Annotated in this window: 15 protein-coding genes; 1 reads left to right on the top strand and 14 read right to left on the bottom strand. The window is 39.6% G+C overall.

Annotation, left to right across the window (positions count from 1 at the left end; translation table 11 throughout):
- Positions 1-25: 25 nt before the first annotated feature.
- The 10 genes from NRE15_RS10705 to NRE15_RS10660 form a co-directional block, all read right to left on the bottom strand.
- Positions 26-1,777, bottom strand: coding sequence for an oligopeptide ABC transporter substrate-binding protein (locus NRE15_RS10705; RefSeq protein ID WP_313792872.1), 1,752 nt, complete (start codon positions 1,775-1,777; stop codon positions 26-28).
- Positions 1,778-2,103: 326 nt separating this feature from the next.
- Positions 2,104-2,859: an ImmA/IrrE family metallo-endopeptidase gene (locus NRE15_RS10700; protein ID WP_313792871.1), complete on the bottom strand. Its 756-nt coding sequence runs from the start codon at positions 2,857-2,859 to the stop codon at positions 2,104-2,106.
- Positions 2,860-2,868: 9 nt separating this feature from the next.
- A complete protein-coding gene (locus NRE15_RS10695; protein WP_313792870.1) occupies positions 2,869-3,201 on the bottom strand; it encodes a helix-turn-helix domain-containing protein in 333 nt (110 codons plus the stop codon).
- Between the two features lie 153 nt (positions 3,202-3,354).
- The gene (locus tag NRE15_RS10690; RefSeq protein ID WP_313792869.1) at positions 3,355-4,239 is read right to left on the bottom strand and encodes a metallophosphoesterase; all 885 of its coding nucleotides are present in this window, start codon (positions 4,237-4,239) and stop codon (positions 3,355-3,357) included.
- The gene (locus tag NRE15_RS10685; protein ID WP_313792868.1) at positions 4,236-5,087 is read right to left on the bottom strand and encodes a glycerophosphodiester phosphodiesterase family protein; all 852 of its coding nucleotides are present in this window, start codon (positions 5,085-5,087) and stop codon (positions 4,236-4,238) included. Before NRE15_RS10685 ends, NRE15_RS10690 begins: the two co-directional genes overlap by 4 nt.
- 16 nt (positions 5,088-5,103) lie before the next feature.
- Positions 5,104-6,846, bottom strand: a complete 1,743-nt coding sequence (locus tag NRE15_RS10680) for an ABC transporter permease (RefSeq protein WP_313792867.1) — start codon at positions 6,844-6,846, stop codon at positions 5,104-5,106.
- Positions 6,846-7,874 (bottom strand): ABC transporter ATP-binding protein, encoded by a 1,029-nt coding sequence (locus NRE15_RS10675; RefSeq protein ID WP_313792866.1) that lies wholly within the window; start codon positions 7,872-7,874, stop codon positions 6,846-6,848. Before NRE15_RS10675 ends, NRE15_RS10680 begins: the two co-directional genes overlap by 1 nt.
- 96 nt (positions 7,875-7,970) lie before the next feature.
- Positions 7,971-9,035 (bottom strand): extracellular solute-binding protein, encoded by a 1,065-nt coding sequence (locus tag NRE15_RS10670; protein WP_313792865.1) that lies wholly within the window; start codon positions 9,033-9,035, stop codon positions 7,971-7,973.
- 429 nt (positions 9,036-9,464) lie between these two features.
- Positions 9,465-10,202: a DeoR/GlpR family DNA-binding transcription regulator gene (locus NRE15_RS10665; protein ID WP_313792864.1), complete on the bottom strand. Its 738-nt coding sequence runs from the start codon at positions 10,200-10,202 to the stop codon at positions 9,465-9,467.
- Positions 10,203-10,791: 589 nt separating this feature from the next.
- Positions 10,792-12,678, bottom strand: coding sequence for an FAD-dependent oxidoreductase (locus tag NRE15_RS10660; protein ID WP_313792863.1), 1,887 nt, complete (start codon positions 12,676-12,678; stop codon positions 10,792-10,794).
- A gap of 135 nt (positions 12,679-12,813) precedes the next feature.
- Between NRE15_RS10660 and NRE15_RS10655 the strand changes: the two genes are divergently transcribed.
- A complete protein-coding gene (locus NRE15_RS10655) occupies positions 12,814-13,635 on the top strand; it encodes a helix-turn-helix transcriptional regulator (protein WP_313792862.1) in 822 nt (273 codons plus the stop codon).
- Between the two features lie 237 nt (positions 13,636-13,872).
- On the opposite strand, the gene NRE15_RS10650 is transcribed toward NRE15_RS10655, so the two are convergent.
- From NRE15_RS10650 to NRE15_RS10635, 4 genes are read right to left on the bottom strand one after another with little or no spacing between them, the layout of a single operon-like run.
- Positions 13,873-15,168: a CehA/McbA family metallohydrolase gene (locus NRE15_RS10650; RefSeq protein WP_313792861.1), complete on the bottom strand. Its 1,296-nt coding sequence runs from the start codon at positions 15,166-15,168 to the stop codon at positions 13,873-13,875.
- 53 nt (positions 15,169-15,221) lie between these two features.
- A complete protein-coding gene (locus NRE15_RS10645; RefSeq protein WP_313792860.1) occupies positions 15,222-16,082 on the bottom strand; it encodes a carbohydrate ABC transporter permease in 861 nt (286 codons plus the stop codon).
- Positions 16,082-16,978, bottom strand: coding sequence for an ABC transporter permease subunit (locus NRE15_RS10640; protein WP_313792859.1), 897 nt, complete (start codon positions 16,976-16,978; stop codon positions 16,082-16,084). The genes NRE15_RS10645 and NRE15_RS10640 overlap by 1 nt, the downstream gene beginning before the upstream one ends.
- An 18-nt stretch (positions 16,979-16,996) precedes the next feature.
- Positions 16,997-18,358 carry an ABC transporter substrate-binding protein gene (locus NRE15_RS10635; RefSeq protein WP_313792858.1) on the bottom strand — a complete coding sequence of 454 codons (1,362 nt, stop codon included), beginning with the start codon at positions 18,356-18,358 and terminating at the stop codon, positions 16,997-16,999.
- Positions 18,359-18,378: the final 20 nt, after the last annotated feature.

Here is an 18,378-nt window from a genome sequence, read left to right as displayed (position 1 = left end):
TATGGCTTTAACAGTGATATTTAGTTTATTCAGCGATTGGCTCGTCGGCGAGCAGGTAAATTTCGGTCCAATCTAAGTCGGAGCCGGTGGTTACGTCGTAGGCGCTGACGCGGTTATTGACAGCCGTGAGCGAATAGTTAAAAAGTGTCGGCAAGAGTGGAATTTGATCAATCAAATAAGCTTGCCATTCATAATAAATATCAATTCGTGAGGCTTCATCAAAGGTTTCAGACGAATTCAACCGTGCATGCAAGGCGTCTAATTCCTCATCGGCAAAACGGCTATCATTCCAGAATTGATCCCGTCCAAAGAAACCATATTGATTCGGGTCCCCACCGATGGTCCAAGCACCTTGGAAGACATCAATGGCTGGATCATCTTGTTCGACACGTTCATAGAAGGCGTTGGTTTCCATAAGGTTACCATCGACCAGCTCGACATTTATACCGACTTCATGCCAGGCTTGAATGTAGTATTGGGCGATAACTTCGGCAACTTCACCTGATGTCGGAGCAGCAAAACCTAAGACAAAAGGTTCCCCATTTAAATCTTCAACAAAGCCATCCCCATCATTATCCACAAAACCGGCTTCAGCTAATAATGCTTTCGCTTTTTCAGGATCATAATGGTAGCCTTCTTGGTCCGGATTATGCAAGGTGCCAAAGTTTGGCGTTACGTGTGAATTGGCGTTAAAACGTAAGCCTTGGTAGAAACGGCTGCCTACGGAATCATTGTCAATGGCATAGGCCATGGCTTGACGGAAGGCTTGGTTGGATACCACCCGGTCAGGGTCAAAATTCACTTCCCCGGCAGCTTCATCCCAAACACCCATTTTAAAGCCAATATAATTGTAAGAATTGGCCTCTACCCCAAGAATGGCAAAGTTGGTCGCATCTTTATAGGTCTCAAATTGATCACTGGGTAAACTAGCAATATCATAATTTCCGGCTTTTAACTCGGCTACAATTTGGGAAGGACTGACCACTTCAACGACGATTTCATCGATTAAGGGTTTCCCTTTATAATAATTTTCATTGGCTTCAAACGTTACGGCTTCACCTGGAACAATCGATGTTAAGGTATAAGGACCAAAACCAACCGGACTTTGACGTACTTGATCACTATCGATAATTTCGGCTATTGGAATGTCACTTAAAATATGCTCAGGTTCAACATAATCGGAAACCCCACCACCCGCTTGTAAAATGGACCCCGTAAAATCAATGTAAGTGACCCGTAAGGTGTAATCATCAATCCGCTCAAGTCCACTAATAACATCGGTGTCCCCATTTTTATATTCTTCCATACCCACCACATTTGTAAAAGCCACACCATATCTAACCCCATCATATTCGGGATGGCCCACGATATAATAAGGCGCAATGACATCATCAATATCCAACGGTTCGCCATCATCCCAGAACGTTCCTTCAGGAATTGTAATCGTCACCTGAGCATTGTCCGGATCAAATTCAATATCGGCAAAACCAGAATTATCAATGGTAAAGTTTTCATCATAACCATATAAACCAGGGTTGAAGAAGGAAATAATCGTTCCGTCAACTCCCATCGTATAATACATCCCATTAAATACCCCTGCAAACGCATCTCCTACTATGGCGTATCGAAGTGTGCCACCTTCAATTGCTTCGCCTTCGTTAACGACACTTGACTCAAACGACACAGCTGTTTCTTCTTGCGCAAAAACGCGGGCTGAAAAGGTACTCCCTAACATCGAAACTACGAGTGACAATTTTAACCATTTACTTTTTAACACTTCGACCCCTCCTTTAGGATTTGTTTCTTGAAGTTTAACGTAAACGATAAAATAAATCAATAGTTAAATTAGAGGAAGATTAAAAAAGTTGGTATTTATTAGAAATTGATGGGTGGGAGATTTTGAAAATTTCTCGAAGTAATAAGTTAAACAGAAGTAAAAATAACAAAAAAGCAATTATCACATTATCTGCGATAATCACTTTAATTTTTCGAAATTAACTAGATTTTATCTAATCGTATGTCTAACTGTTTCAATTGAAATTCTCTATGTTTAGATTCTACGATTATCGTTTTATAGAATGATCGAATACTTTCCCCCTCGAATCAGTCATCTTCAGTACTCCAATCATCAAGAAGATCCTGCCTTTGCTTCCAATATTTTTCTGCCTGCTCAGGATCAATATGTTTAATCAAGTTTGCTGCTATTTCTAAAGTAATCTCCTTCGTTTCAAGCTGCTGCTCGACCTCTTTGGATAATGCCCAAAACTGTTTAAACGCATCGCTTTTATCCAAAACACTTGGTGGGTAACCTAAGAGCTTTCTAACTTTTATCCAATCCTCTTCTTCCCTCTCCATTAAAGTTGCTGAAACTCTTGCTCCCAATTCTTTCAACCTATTCGTTACGATTACATAAGGCATTGAAGATAGATCAGCAATTTCAATGACTTTATTTTCGATGGTTCCATCAATCATTCGCAAAAGTGTTCTAACTAACCCATCAGGTAACATAACCCTAGTTGCAAATTGTTCTGCAACACGTTCATGCTCAAATCCATCGTATTTAATTGGAAGCTCATCCGCGTCATATAATAAATACCACAACTCATGCGCAGCACTATAGTAGCGAATACGTAGAGGTTGAGCGGTATTTATTGCAATAATCTGTTTGTCTAGCATATGAACAGTTGCACCATAATAGGATGGGTCATCGACATTTTGATAAATAATATGGGCTTTTTTAGACAGCACGCGCTCAATGACACTACCCAAAAAGACTTCTTCTCCAAAATATTTTTTCAGAAATACACTCGCATAAATATCTGCAATCTCTGCTACTTGATTGTTCGTTATTTTCATCATAATAAATACCTACTTATTCGTTAGCTGAACAAAGTGTTCAACGTCAAGTAACAATTGGTTCAACGCGTGTTCGCCATGTTGGTTAGAAACCTTACCTCGTACAGTATAGGTGGGTGTTACATTTGACAGTTCATAGGTAGATGCCAGCTCGGAAATAGTAAAACCACTAATTTCAGCAAATTTTTCAATATGATTCGGTTGAAGTTTTCGCGCGCCACTAAATAATTGACTAATTAACGATGGGGCTATGTCCATTTCTGCAGCTAACCACGATTGCGTCTTATCATTATCTAATAGCCACTGCTTAATATTTTTCACCGTATTTTGGTCACTTCTCATCATCATCGCCATCCTTTCAGGTGAATTATAGCATCATTTGCAAATGTTCACAATAATTATCATATCATTTGTGAATTTTCACCTGGTTTAACCCAAAAAAATAACCCCACAAATCCATGTAGGGTTGCCCGTTTAAACAGCAAATTATATTTCTAACTAAACGACTAAATCGTTAAAGAACACGCAATCAGAACTCACTGTATTTCCCTCAATGCCTAAATCAATATAGCGCACGCCTCGAAAGTCACCGGCTTTTTCTTCTTTTCCAGAAAACATACCGTAAAATAAATGAATGTCTTCCCATAACATTTCGGCATTGTTTAGGTGATTATGCCCGCAAAAAACACCATAAATTTGTTGCGAGAAAAATAGTTCGGAGAATAGGCCTGTATTAATACGACTGGTTGAAATTAATTGATTGGGTTCAAGTAAGGCTCCACTTAATATATTTTTCTTCGCAAGAAGATACTCTGGTATAGGAATATGAATAAATAATAAATTATTTTTTAGGGATTTATATTGTGAACAACTTTCTCTAAACCATTCCACTTGCTCTCTAAGGATCCAGTCATTTGTCTTATCCTCACCTGGCGCAACATGACCCGTATCCATTACATATAAAACGCGAGCCAGTGAACCTTCTGAGCTATTAATTTCCACTACATATTGCGTTCGATCGTCAACCATTTTTTCATGAACCCGACTTACTTTATTCGAAACAAGCGTATTAAATAACTGTTCAAGGTCATTTCGAGTCAATTTATGCTCTGTATCATGGTTACCATAGGTAATTGCTTTTGGAATATCAAATTCATTCAAAAACTCAAAAAAGGCGGTTACTATTTCAAGCTCATTCTCATTGTTGTAACTATTAACAAAATCACCCGTTATCATGATTAAATCAGGCTCAATATGTTCAACGGCCTTTTTTACATCGTGCAATATTTGCACATCATTTTGATCAAATGGAAAATTCGTTAGATGCATGTCTGTAAGCTGTGCAATTCTAAATCTTTTATTACTATCCATCATTAATGTCATCTCTTTACCTCACTTTTTTGATACGTACGTCTGTATTCATTCATGAAATTCGGCCAGTCTGTCTGAATTATATCTATTCCTCGATTTAAATATGCATCCCATCCCTGATTTATTTGATTAAATAAAGAAGCATCGTCATCCAATCCAACGAATAAGTCAAAATGCTCACCTAATTTTTCTGCATTCGCCATAATCAGTATCTGTTGCTGTTTTAGTTCCACAGATAAATTACTATCTAAAAAATCATTATTAATAGGTGCAACTATCTCAACACCAACTAAGTTAACTTGATGTCGCATCATAACAGCGATAACGTCTTCTCTTTGATAAACAATCGGCATATAAGCGATACCTCGAGCCATTTTCTCTAAATTACTTAACCATTCTTCTTGAACAGGACTTTTTAATAATAAATTTTCTGCCTTACCTGAATGGTGCAACAAGTCAAAAAAGGCTTTATCATTCCAATATGTCCAAGAACGATCAATATTAACCAAGGAATCGTCAGGCAACCACTCAAGAAATTCACTTAAGCGCTGAATTCGATAGCCAGATGGCGTACCTAAAGTATTCAGCACGGAAACATTGTCGATGAAATCAGATGTTAAATGTGAAAAGTGTTTATCAATACCTAATAGACCCAATTCACCACCATCATGGAAAAGATAATAGACACCATCCAATGAGCGACATACATCCACCTCAACAATATCTGAACCTGCTCTATAGGCTAGGTCAGCTGATTGGGTTGTATTTTGGATGATATTGCCTCCCCAGAACCCCCGGTGCGACATTATCAAAAAAGGGTTATCGGCTAATCTGGAAATAAATTTGTTTTTATCCGTCATCTTTTAAGCCAACCTTTCACCCCGATGTTTTCTTAAAGCCACTGCGACGCTCGCCAACTTGCGATCCACGTCCATAAACAAAATATAGAACGGATGAGCTGATAATCATTAATAATACAGAATACACTAAGTTAACCGCCACAGCATCGACATTGGAGCCTGGAGCGGCATTTTCTCGAATAGCGATACCTAACGTTGGCCGTCCTGGTTGATAAAGAAAAACAGACAAGTCATAATCAGCTAAATAACCATTAAAATTTAATGCGACTAAGGCAAGTGCCGTCGATAATAAGGCTGGCAAGATAACTTGTAAAAAGGTTCTAGCACTAGAAGCGCCTAAAATACGAGACGCTTCTTCTAAATTTTGGTCGAAAGAGTAATAGGCACTCTTCAAATACCTCAGCGTTGATGGCAACATCATAATTAAATAAGTTACCGGAAGAACCCACCACGTTCCTACCACTAAATTACCGAACAACAAGATGGACGGCTCATCATAGGCCAAAATAATCCCTAATACTAGCAGTAAAGCAGGCAGTAGCCATGGAATATAGAAGGATAACTCCATGCCTTCAAAGAATCGATTCTTCCGATGTGTCATAATGAGCCTAACGACAATCAACATAAATATCACCGAACCAACCGCAGCCAGCCCAGAATAGGTGAAACTCGTTAAGAGCGGTTGTAAGTTCCCAGAATCGGTAATGACACTCTGATAATGTTCCAATGTGAAAAATTCCCACGATAAGGTCGACTGCGTGATTCCTTGGGTGTCCATAAAGCTAAATAAAATAACCAAAATAAGCGGCAACGTATAAATGACAAACAGAATATAAGCAATCACATGTACGATGATATTTATTGTAGGGTTTTGTATTTTTTGCTTAGTTAATTTTGTTCGTGTCTTGGAAATCGATAAGTAGTTCCCCTTTTTTTCGTTATAAGTCATCACGATAAGCAGCGCAATTTGCGCGACGCCCAATATTAAGGATAATAAAGCCGCGATGTCACGCGATGCGGGTCTTTGCGAAAAGGTTAGGATTAAAGGCGAAATCGTTTGAAAACTTCCACCGACCATTAAAGGCGCAGACATTGCACCCAAGCCCGTTTGAAAGGCCATAATCGTTAAAGTGAATAAAACGGGTTTTAGCATGGGCATAACGACATTTTTTAAAATATGCCATTGGCTAGCCCCCATATTTTGAGCAGCTTCAATCACACTATTATCAAGGCCTCTGACCGCATTCCTAAGGAATAACATATGATTAGATGTACATGCAAAGGTCATGACAAATACAACGGCAGGAAAACCTGTAAACCATTGAGGATTTAAATCGGGGTTTATCGTCAATAACAGTTTGGTTAAGACACCATTTTGACCATAGACATACAAATAGCCATTATTTAGGACCAAACCAGAGAAAACCAAAGTCGTCATAAATCCTATACGAAGTATCCCCGCACCTTTTATATCGAAATATTCAGTCACCAACACAATAAATATCCCCACAATATTAATTGTTACCGTCAGTACAAGCGCTAAAACGACAGAATTCCTTATAGCTAATAGGGCTCGGTTAGAACGTAAAATTTTATCAACGGCATCAGATGTAAATTGCCCATCGACCCAAAAGGTATCTTTCATGATGGTAAAAACAGGATTGAACAAAAAAGTAACTAAAAACCAAAGAATAAAGGCAATAATTAGCAACATCGGAATACGATTTATCAGACTATTTCTCTTTGATACGGTATCCATTAGTCACCCTCCTCATACGCTAAAATATCATTCGGATCAATAAATATCTCAAGTTCATCCATCTCAACCATCGGTCGACTACCATCCTGCTTTTCGATGGTCTTGAACTTAGTATCTAGTAACTGAAGGTTATAGGATAAGAACTTGCCGTAAAACTGCACATCTTCTACGTTAGCGGTTAATGTTATTATTTCTTGGTTATTTTCCGGATGCCATAATCGAATCTTCTCTTCACGAATATAATGTTTTTTTGTGAGATCAAATTGGCGGTGATTGAGTTGTTCATTAATCTGCCCCATCAACTCTTTACCAATAAGATTTGCCTCACCAATAAAATTACATACAAATTCCGTTTTTGATTGATTATATATTTCTTCGGGTGTCCCTATTTGATCGATTTTCCCATTATTGAAAACAGCAATATGATCAGATAATTCCAACGCTTCTTCTTGGTCGTGGGTAACATAGATGGCCGTCATACCTGTTTCTTTTTGAATACGTTTGAGTTCACTTCTGAGTTGTTTTCTTAATTTAGCATCTAAGTTCGACAATGGTTCATCAAAGAGAACAATTTTTGGGTTTTTGGCTAATGACCTAGCGATAGCCACTCTTTGTTGTTGCCCCCCTGATAAGGCTGAGACATTCTTGCTTAATTGATTCTGATTTAATTCAACTAATTCTGCCAATTCATGAACTCTTTGATCAATATCTCTTTTAGATAGTTTATCAACTTTTAAGCCATAGGCTATATTGTCGTAGACAGTCATTGTCGGAAATAAAGCATACGATTGAAACACCATCCCAATACCTCTCTGTTCCACTGGGATAGGTATGATATTTTTATCGCCGATTAATATTTCCCCTTTAGTTGGTGTAATAAACCCGGCAATTGAACGTAAAGTCGTGGTTTTTCCACATCCGGATGGGCCTAATAATGTAAAAAATTCTCCCTCTTCTATCGTAAGACTAATATCATCAATGGCTACAAAATCATCATATTTAATTTCTAAATTTTTAATTTCAATCATGAAGAAATATCCTCTCTAAAAATTTAAGAGCGAAAGATATAACATCTTCCGCTCAATACTATAACACCACATATTTACGTATAGACAACAAGAAGTTTATAGAGGCATTATTTCTAATTCGATTTTTTCTACCCATGAACTAATATTTTCGCGAACAAAATCCCAATCAATAGCCATCGGCGTAGTGGCTTCAACAATCTCTTTAACACGATCCGTCGTGTGTTCAAAAGCGACTGTATTCACTGGGTGTGAACCGAATTCTGGTGCCCATTCAGCTTGAACTTCATCACTTCCAAACCATTCGACAAATTCTTGTGCCGCAGTGTAATCATGGTCTGCACCTTTGTCTAAGATTCCAATTTGTTCTCTCATAGTGATAACCCCTTGCTCAGGGTTCACAATGACACCGTTAAAGCCATATTGTTCTTCCATCAACGGTAATGTACTTGTTGATGTATAAGTAATAACGGTTTTACCATCTGCGAAGTTTTGCCAAGCGTCTTCACCTTCAGGTGTCATATAGCCATTATTCAAGTAATCTGAAACTTGTGTCCATCCCTCATCAGAAATACCATATTCACCATTTGCATCTTGATATTGCAACAATACACTCATTACTGCTTTTTGATTAGTTCCGCCACCTAATTCATTTGGCACCATATATTTACCTGCTAAATCTGGATTAGCCGCTAAGTCTTGCCAATTTGATGGAACTTGATCTTCAGTTAAATATTCTGGATTGTAAATCATAAAAATACGTTGTTCAACTAAGGGATGATAGAGTCCATTACCAATGTTTGCTTCTTCAGGAATATTTTCAACCCATGTTGGAATAAACTCAATTAACATTTGTTCATCAGAAAGTTGAGCAAAGCTTGCTTCATCCATACCAAAAGTTACATCCGCTTGAGGGGCATTTTTTTCAGCTAAAAGACGATTAAGAATCTCGCCACCTCCACCACTCACAAACTCAAGTGTAAAGCCAGCCGCTTCAGCGCGTTCAGTAATCCATTCTTCGCGGTTATCAGATAGTGAGTTTGAATAAACAACAACATTCTTCGTTTCTTGAGCATTTACTACTGATGTAAAGCCTGGTAAAGCGATACTAGATAATGCTAGTCCTGCTACAGTGATCATTTTTAATGATTTTTTGAAATTCATTTTAAAGCCTCCTAAATAATTTTCTAACATATATATTTTAACAATCGAATGTAAATATCCGGTAAATTTTATGTATTTTTTTATTTTTTATTGTAATTTTTTTGTAAATAAATATCTGGTAATTAACGCCAAATGTAAAGAATATTAACAAATGAAAACACGGGCGTTACAGTTATTTAATGATAAATTTGTGTACACAAAAACACGCCAAAAAATTTAATTATTTTCGGCGTGTTATCTATATAGCGATTTAAATATAGTTATATTTATCATTTGATTTTAATGGGTTTTTGGTTCTTTATCTCATGTTTATAATATAGCATAGAACGGTAACAGATACAACCTATTTTTTCTTTTTTTTATCATTTATTATCATTGAATGACATTTGAAGCAACTGCTAATAGGAAAATAGTTTTTAATCTCAAGCTCTATGGTTTAGTGATTATTGGGATATCTAAGTCGATAAAATTTTCTGAAACACTATCGGTGATGATTGTCGCATCATCGATTTCGGCAAATTTAAACACCGAAGCAACATTAAATTTAGAATGGTCAGCAAGTATATAGGCTTTTTTCGAACGCTGAATCGCTTGTTCTTTAATGAAAGCTTCACTAGGATCGGCATTGGAGAAACCAAATTCCTTATCTATCCCATTAGCCCCTAAAAAACACTTGTCAAAAGTATACATATTTAACACACGACTTGTTATTGACCCTATAAAGGACATCGTTTCTACCTTCAACTCTCCACCCAATGTCGTAATCGGCAAATTATATTTTACGGCTTCTTCCGTCGTTTTTAATCCGTTCGTGACGATGGTTACTTTGCGATTCATTAAATACTTAATCATCGTTATGTTGGTCGTTCCCGAATCAATGAAGATGACATCTCCATCTTCAACAAGGTCAGCCGCAAGTTGCCCGATGGCTTCTTTTTCTTGAGTAAAAAGTCGCTGACGTTGAGAAGTGGCTGTTTCGCGAGAAGTATCAATTTTTTTGGCAGCTCCCCCATGTAACATAACGACTTTCCCATCTTTTTCCAATGTCTTTAAATCTCTTCGAATCGTTATTTCTGAAACGTCTAATACCTCTGCAAGATGCTTTATATATACAATCCCTTTTTCTAACTCATCCATAATAAATGAATGTCGCTCAAACTGTAGCATGAATTTCAACCTCCCCTTTTAACCATTCTACAGTATTAATCTTTCAAAAAGATACTTGTTTTTTCATAATTTATCAAATTTCAATGAAATATCGTTGGGAACCGTGTAGTGATAAGAAGTAAGAAACAAGAAACAAGAAACCCCATCGCCTAAAGTAGGGATGAGGTTTCTTGGTTAGTATTAGTAGAAGTGTTCAGCTAACGCTTTAACTTCTGGAGTGGTAGAAGTAGAAGTGTTTTGCCAACACTTTAACTTCTGAGTTGGTAGAAGTAGAAGTGTTTTGCCAACACTTTAACTTCTGAGTGCTTAGAAGTAGAAGTGTTTTGCCAACACTTTAACTTCTGAGTGATTAGAAGTAGAAGTGTTTTGCTAACACTTTAACTTCTGGGTGCTTAGAAGTAGAAGTGTTCTGCCAACACTTTATCGCAGCACTATCGGATTCAACTCCTAAGTGATTACGTGACCTAAACTGTCCAGCATCTCAACCATGCAAGTCTTTCAACTCCAGAAAAAGCAGTGCACACTTAAGGCTAATCGGTCACGAACTCAAGCATGTGATGACCGATTAGCCTTATTTAACGCACTTTCACTACTCGCCCTCTCCAACCAACAACTCAACAATCGTATCCCCAGCAATCCGACCGGAAGTCCAAGCAAAACCTGATGCTAAGCCTTCATATGGAGGGTAACCTTCACCATGGTAGTAGCCACCGGCATTAGAACCACCTGTGAATAAGCCTGGTATTGGTTGACCTTGGCTATCTAACACTTGTAATTTCTCATCCACACGAACGCCACCGATACTTCCAAGATAAACGGCACGACAATCAAAAGCATAGAATGGTCCTTCTGCAACCCCGTATAACAAGGATTCACTTGCTTTTGCATAATCCGTATCCACGCCATTTTCGACCATGGTATTGTAAGAGGCAACAGAATCAACTAAATCAGTTGGATCCATCGCTGCCATTTCAGCTAATTCCTCAAGTGAATCTGCCTTATAGGCTGTGCCACCTTCAACAGCTTGTTCAGCTAAGGCTACGAAGTCCCCTTCATCTAAGTTAGGACCAGGCCCAGCAAATGATAATTCCATTTCAGTCCCATTTGTATATGCATTTAAAGTTGCCTCATCGACAACAATATAATAGCGACCACCCGCTGCATAGGCTGCGTTAGCCCAGAAGGCTGTGTCATAAACCACGTCTTCATTGACAAAACGTGAGCCGGTACTGTCCACCCATAATAAAGGTGACATTAACAATTGCGTCAATGGACTATTGGAATAACCCGCTAAAGTTTCTGAGTCACTATCTTGTGTTACTTCAGATTCAGCTAATTGCGCCCCGTGTAAAAATGGCACAGCATCTTGATTAATCGCACCGATTGATTCCATAGCCGTTAATCCTTCGCCATTGTTAGGGACACCGAGAGAGGTCATAATACTTAAGCCAGTAGCTTCTTCAACCATTTCTTGATTGCCACCAAAGCCACCGGTCGTAACTACAACGGCATCTGCCATTACGGTTAATTGGCCACCATCAGCTTTTTCACAAATAACACCGACAACACGTCCATCTTCCATAATTAAATCGGTGAAGGTCGTATTTAAAATCAACTCAGCCCCTAAATCATTCAAATGACTATATAAAGCTTCAAAACCAGCGTCGGTATCATCATATTTATGATAAGACATAGCTTTATAAGGATCACCCTCATGAGCTTTTTGACTCGTTTCTTCTTGCAAGGTAATAGACATTCCTAATGAATCTAACCATTCCACTGTATCCGCTGATTGTTCAACAATCGCGCGTGTCAAAGGACCGTTTGATAAGTAATTGTTAAATTCTAACAACTGTTGCACGGCTTCATCCACCGTTGTTTCGACTCCCGCTTCCTCTTGGAAGGACGATTCAACCGCAAAAAATCCTGAAGAAATTTTCGTATTTCCACCGACAAACCCATTTTTCTCAATGATGATGACATCTAACCCAGCTTCTGCAGCTTTCAAAGCCGCTGCCGTCCCAGAACCACCCGCACCAACAATCACCACTTGTGTCGCTCGTTCCTCGTCTTCACCCACAGCTACTTCAGCCTGATAATCAGCTACATTACCACCAGCACTTTCAATCGCTGCCGTCACCGCAGCCAACACAGCACTCGACGTGACGCTCGCACCAGATACAACATCTAAGTTGACACTTTGATTATCCACAATCGCCTGCGCCAGCTGCACCGCCGCTTGACCACCAATATCTTCCGTCTCGTTTTCAGCCGTAATATTCACTTCACTAATAACCCCTTCAGTAAATATCACTTCCGCACGTACGTCTCCACCAAAGCCTTCAGCCACACCTTCGTAGCTACCATTCAACGTTTCTTGCGCTTGCGCTGGACCAACGCCATATCTAAAGACCACTGACATCACTAAAACCAGGACAGACATGACCGGCAAAAACCATTTCATCCATTTTTTCATGTGAATTTCCTCCCAATATCTTGTTGCCACTATAATAGCATGCTTATAGTATTCACAACCATGGTTGAAATGTTAAAAATGTCATGGTAAAATTTACTTTGAGAAGAATTGCACAAACAAAGGAGGAAAACTTCCATGCCTCAAAATACGCCTATTTCATTCGTTGATCTTGAAACATTCGCCTCATCTACTGCGCAACGGCTAGTTCTTTGGGAAGGGAGCAGTGATATTTATTTGAATAAGGAAGGGTTTCAGGTTCAAGCGGGGCATTTGTTGTTGGTCAACGGCTGTCCGCCTTTGCAGCTTTCGGCAGAAAAGGACACCAGCTATATGGTTTTTCATGCGCCTTACGTCGCGAAGCGGCTCCTGCCTGAGCTTTATGACTTGCCAATTTTTCACGATTTTTTTATGTTGAAGAACAGCCAGCCACACTACCTCTATTTTCAACACCCGCACGATCAAGCCATCCAATCAATTCTTACAATTCTGAAAAACGAAACCACCTCTGACCAAATAAATATCCCTATCATTCACCATTTGTTAGTGACTTTGCTCCATATTATCCACCGCTCGCATCAACGAACGCTCATCATTTCGCAGTCTTCGATGATGGATTCTAATTATTTATCAGGTGCCCTATTGAAATACATGGCTGAACATTGTGCCAACGTGACATTGAATCAGCTCGCCAGTGAATTTGGCTATAACCCCTCTTACTTTTCACGCCACTTCAAGCGTTTAATGGGCGACTCATTCTCACAAAAACTCAAGCAAATCCGTTTAGAACAAGCAAGTCGCTTGTTAACTTATAGCAAGCTAGCGGTGCAAGACATTGCGATGGAAGTCGGCTACCGAGATGCCAACCACTTTTATAAGATTTTCAAGCAACAGTTTGGTATGACGCCAATGGATTACCGTAGGGAGACTGCGGAGGGATTGGGTAAGAAAACTCATTAATATTCTGGGGGAGTTTGTTCCACTTAATCCATTATGTGGAATATTCAACCTGAGTTTGTTCCACTTAATCAGCAAATGCGACAAGTGCCCGTCGACCTTCAGTCTATAATAGGCCACCTATAAAAGAAATTCACAATAATTATTAGACAAATGCTTAATCTGGCCATTGCTCTGATAGCAGTGGCCAGATTAGCGGCTTTATTTAACATTCTTTCTCTACTCGCCTATGATTACAACCTACCCCACATACACCGGGTTTGACACCAACAACAGCATGCCTTCCATCCCCACAACAGAAACATAGCCACGCTCATCCCAAACTTCCACGCGCACAAAGCGTCGGCCACTCAGCGCCTCTTTCACACGAAATTCTTTCATATCCTGTTCAACGAAGATATCTTTAACCCGCACATCATCAATAATCTTCACATGAAAGCCTTTCTTCAACCCACGAAAAGTCAGCGTCAAGCTTTCGCCAGCCCCTGCAACGCCACCCATGCCAACGCCGTCACTTGACACCATCTCCAAGCCGACCTCTTCGACATTATTGGTAATGTACAACGCGCCTAACTGAATAGCCTCCAGAATATCTCGGCGGCTCTTCGATTTAGCATAGACATGCACCGTGGGTGATCCCAAAGAATGAATTTGGTCGAAGCGGTGAAAGTCACTGCCACCAAGCGCGACCACACGACGCCCTTTCAGCAACTCGCCATGCCACCATTCAATCGCGGCAACATTTGCCCGCGGGTCTGTCCCGCCATTCCAGACTTCAATCGCATCATAATCCAACTCTTTCGTCCACTTCCACGGGACATTCGGACAAAACGGGTGATTCAGCACAAACAAAGCACCGGCATCCTTGCCTTTTTGAATCATCGCCCGTAACTCCTCTTCCGTAGTCGTCACAAACGATGGCGCTAATGGTCCTTCCACATTCAAAAAATTACCATGGCCATTGTACTGTGTCCATTCAACCCCCGGAATAACGGTCAAATACTCATCACTCACAAAGCCCGCTTCGGGATGGTAATTGTTATGGTCGGTCATCATAATGAAATCCAGCCCCATATCCTTAGCGACTTCTACCAAAGTCGAACCCCGCAATTGCCCGTCGGAGGCGGTGGTGTGCATGTGGGTGTCACCTTTGAACCAGCGGTATGCCTTCTCAACTGTATCAAATTCGTAGACCACTTCAATCCCTTCATCGGGAATGTTGTAGGCGCCCACCAAAATCGTCCAAACCCCTGCCATCTGCTTCAATTTTTCAAAACCGACTGAACTCTCTCTTTCAGAGAAAAATAAATATCCCCGATTAGACCCCGACGAGCCTAAGAACTGGCCATTGGGTCCAATAATTGAAAAGTCAATGACGGCTTGTTCGGTTTCATAAACCGCATCTCCACCGACAATTTCCAAATGTCGTGCATAGGAATACGTAATCCCTAATTTTTCAACATCATCCACTTCAATTTCTAACGGCAAGTATAAGCCTTCTTGTGACTTCTCAATTTTAAAAACAATACGTTCCATGTTTGCCTCCTAGTATACAAATACCACACCCTGTGAGAGTGTGGTGATATTTATTAGCCTTTAACTGAACCTATGATTGTTCCACTCACTAGATACCTTTGCGCAAATACATAGGCAATGAGCAGTGGAATGGTCGAAATCACAATCGCTGCCATAATGGCGTTGGGTGGCACAAATTCCGTGCCTGAAACCGAACTACTATTGAACACCAAATTTCTTAACACCATCGGCAAGGTGTATTTATCTTGATCGGTAATAATGGTCACGGGAATCATCAAGCTGTTCCACTTCGACACAAAAGCGATAAAACTCACCGTGGCAATTCCCGGTTTCGACAAAGGCAGGTAAATCCGAGTAAATATCTTAAATTCACCGGTGTTATCAATCATCGCGGCTTCCGATAAACTTTGAGGAACGGACTCAAAGTAGTTGTTGAGTAAAATAATACTTAAACCAGACACCAAGCCATTGATAATCAGACCCGAGTAAGTATTCAACAACCCTAAGTTACGATTTAGGGTATAGATGGATACTAAGGTGAGTTCGCCGGGAATCATCATAGTAATCATAATAAAGCTGATGATTAAGCGTCTAAAAGGTAAGTCCTTTTTCATTAAGATATAAGCGGTGATAGCTGACAAAAAGGTTTGTAGGCCTGCACCGACCACTGAGACAAAGAGGGAGTTTAAGAACGGTTGCCACAATTTTGCCCGTTGCCAAATATAGGTAAACCCTTCGGTTGAAAATTCCTTGGGGTAAATTGAAATTCCAGGTGACATCGAGGCTTGTCGGCTGGAAAAAGCAATCGACAAGACATTTAAAAAAGGCACAATCATCGATACCGTCAAAACAATTAACATAGCGTTATTTAGTAGGCGCAGTGAGGGGGTTAATTGGTTTTTGTTGCGTTTCATTAAGCCTCTTCCTTTCTATACAGTAGGTAGCGTAAGCCTAATGTCACGACAACCGTTAACACCAACACAATAACCGAAGCTGCCGTCGCTAAGCCCACATTAAAGGCTTGGATCCCATTTTCGTAAATATACAAAATAGGCGAGCGCGTCTTTTCGATAATGGCGGGATTTCCCATCACATAGATTTGATCAAAGTTAGTAAACAAGCCCATAATACTTAAAACCAAGACCGTCTTCATGGTCGGCACCATTTCAGGCAAAATCAAGCGCCGAATTTGCTTCATACGCGAAGCGCCATCAATCTGAGCCGCTTCAAAGATATTGGGATTAATGGCGACAATACTCGTTAAGAACAAGACCGCATAATAACCCAAGTCTTTCCATACACCGGTTAAAATCATAATCCAACGCCCATAGTTTTGCTTGGTCATAAACAAAATGGGCGATTCTTGCCCAAAGAAACTCAAAATCCCGTTAATTAAACCGTTGGGACTTAAAATAAATACCCAAATCCCTCCGACGATGGTCCATGATAGTAAATAAGGAATGTAGGTGGATGTTTGCACAATGGTTTTTTGGGTTTTGGTGTTTAACTCATTAATGCCTATGGCGACGATAACGCCGCCAAGGAAAATTAAGACCCATTTACCTAAACCAATCCATAAAGCATTCCAAATCGATTGACGGAATTTAGCATCACCGAGGACATCTTGATAATTCTCAAGACCTACAAATACTCTGTTGCCGGATAATTTCACATCTTGAAAACTTTGGACGACACCCATAATCAGTGGTGTATATGAAAAGACGACAAAATAGAGTAAAATCGGTAAAAGTATTAGATAGACGAAACGATATTTTTTAATACTTTTCCAAGTATTTTTCTTCTTTTTCATTCCACACCTACTTAATTTTTAGTCGATAATCCCTGCATCTCTTAAAGCGGTTTGCATTTGTGCTAAACCTTCTTCAACACTAATTTGTCCTGAAACGATATTTAAGGCACCTTGACCAACAATTTCCATATATTCAGGGGATTCTGGTAAGTAAGTTTCAGTGGTCGCAAAGGTTAAGTATTCCATCGCTTCGTCCACACCTGGGTTAAATGGTAGGGGTGCTTCAAATTGTTCTGAAATTGGGAATGGTGCACCATGGTCTTTGGCATGTAATTGACCTTGTTCAGTTAAGACATATTCACCGTTTTCGATTGTATAGTCATAACCTTCAGAACCTAGAGATAATAAGATACCACCTTCTTGTGTAGCGAATGTTTCTAAGACTTTAATGGCACCTTCAACGTTATCAGACGTTGTTGGAACACCCCATAAAGAAGCCGCTCCACGATGTAACATATAGTCGCCATCAGGATTGGTTGTCCCACCATAAGGCACTGCTTCAAAATTATCTGGATAATCATCCGCTGCATTGGCATTGTATAAACCGGTCCAAGCTGCCCAGTCAACGACTAAACCAGTTTGGCCTGATTGGAATTTATTTCTTAATTCAGCGGTCGTATCGGTTAAACTCGCTGGATCTAATAATTCTTCTGCATATAATGTACGTAGCCATTCCCAAACAGGCGCTGATTCATCTGAAACAATCGGCACGGTTTTGTTGCCATTTTCATCAACGACAATGCCTGTTTTTAAGCCTTGACTAGCAAACCAAGGTTGCACATCATTCAACGTACTTAACACGATATTGATTGGGTAAAAACCTTCAACATCGACTTTTTCTTTCATATCAGTAAATAAATTATAGTAACCGTCTAATGTTTCTTCCGCTAAAGGTTCCACACCATATTGCGTCATTAAGGCTTGGTTAATGTTTGGTAAACGGTGCACTTCTTTTTTGTTAAAGCCAGCATAAATGCGGCCATCTATCGCAATGTTATCCCATTCTTCTGTTGGAATGATAGTAGGGTCTGATAAAATTTCAGAAGCTTGAACGTAATCGGTAATATCCATAATACCTTCTTGTTCCACTAAGTCAGCCATTGAATCTTGACCAAAATAAATCAAGTCTAAACCTTCGCCACCATTAGCTAATTTTTGTAATAAAACAGTGCCATAGTCATTAGCAGGTTTTTCCATATTAATTGTAAGACCTGTTAAGGCTTCTAGTTCTGCTACAAAAGCTTCCATATCCGCTTCGTCTTTTCCACCCGTAACATTTGTTAAAATATCAACCGTGCCTTCTTGGGCAAATACTTGAAACGGCGCTGACATAACACCTACTAGAGATAATACAATCGCTGATTTTTTCAATAATTTCATGATAGTTACTCCTTATTATG

Origin of the sequence: Fundicoccus culcitae, assembly GCF_024661895.1 — a bacterium.
GTDB lineage: Bacteria > Bacillota > Bacilli > Lactobacillales > Aerococcaceae > Fundicoccus_A > Fundicoccus_A culcitae.
The sequence above is the reverse complement of the archived record's forward strand: the minus strand, read 5'-3'. Positions and strand labels throughout refer to the sequence as shown.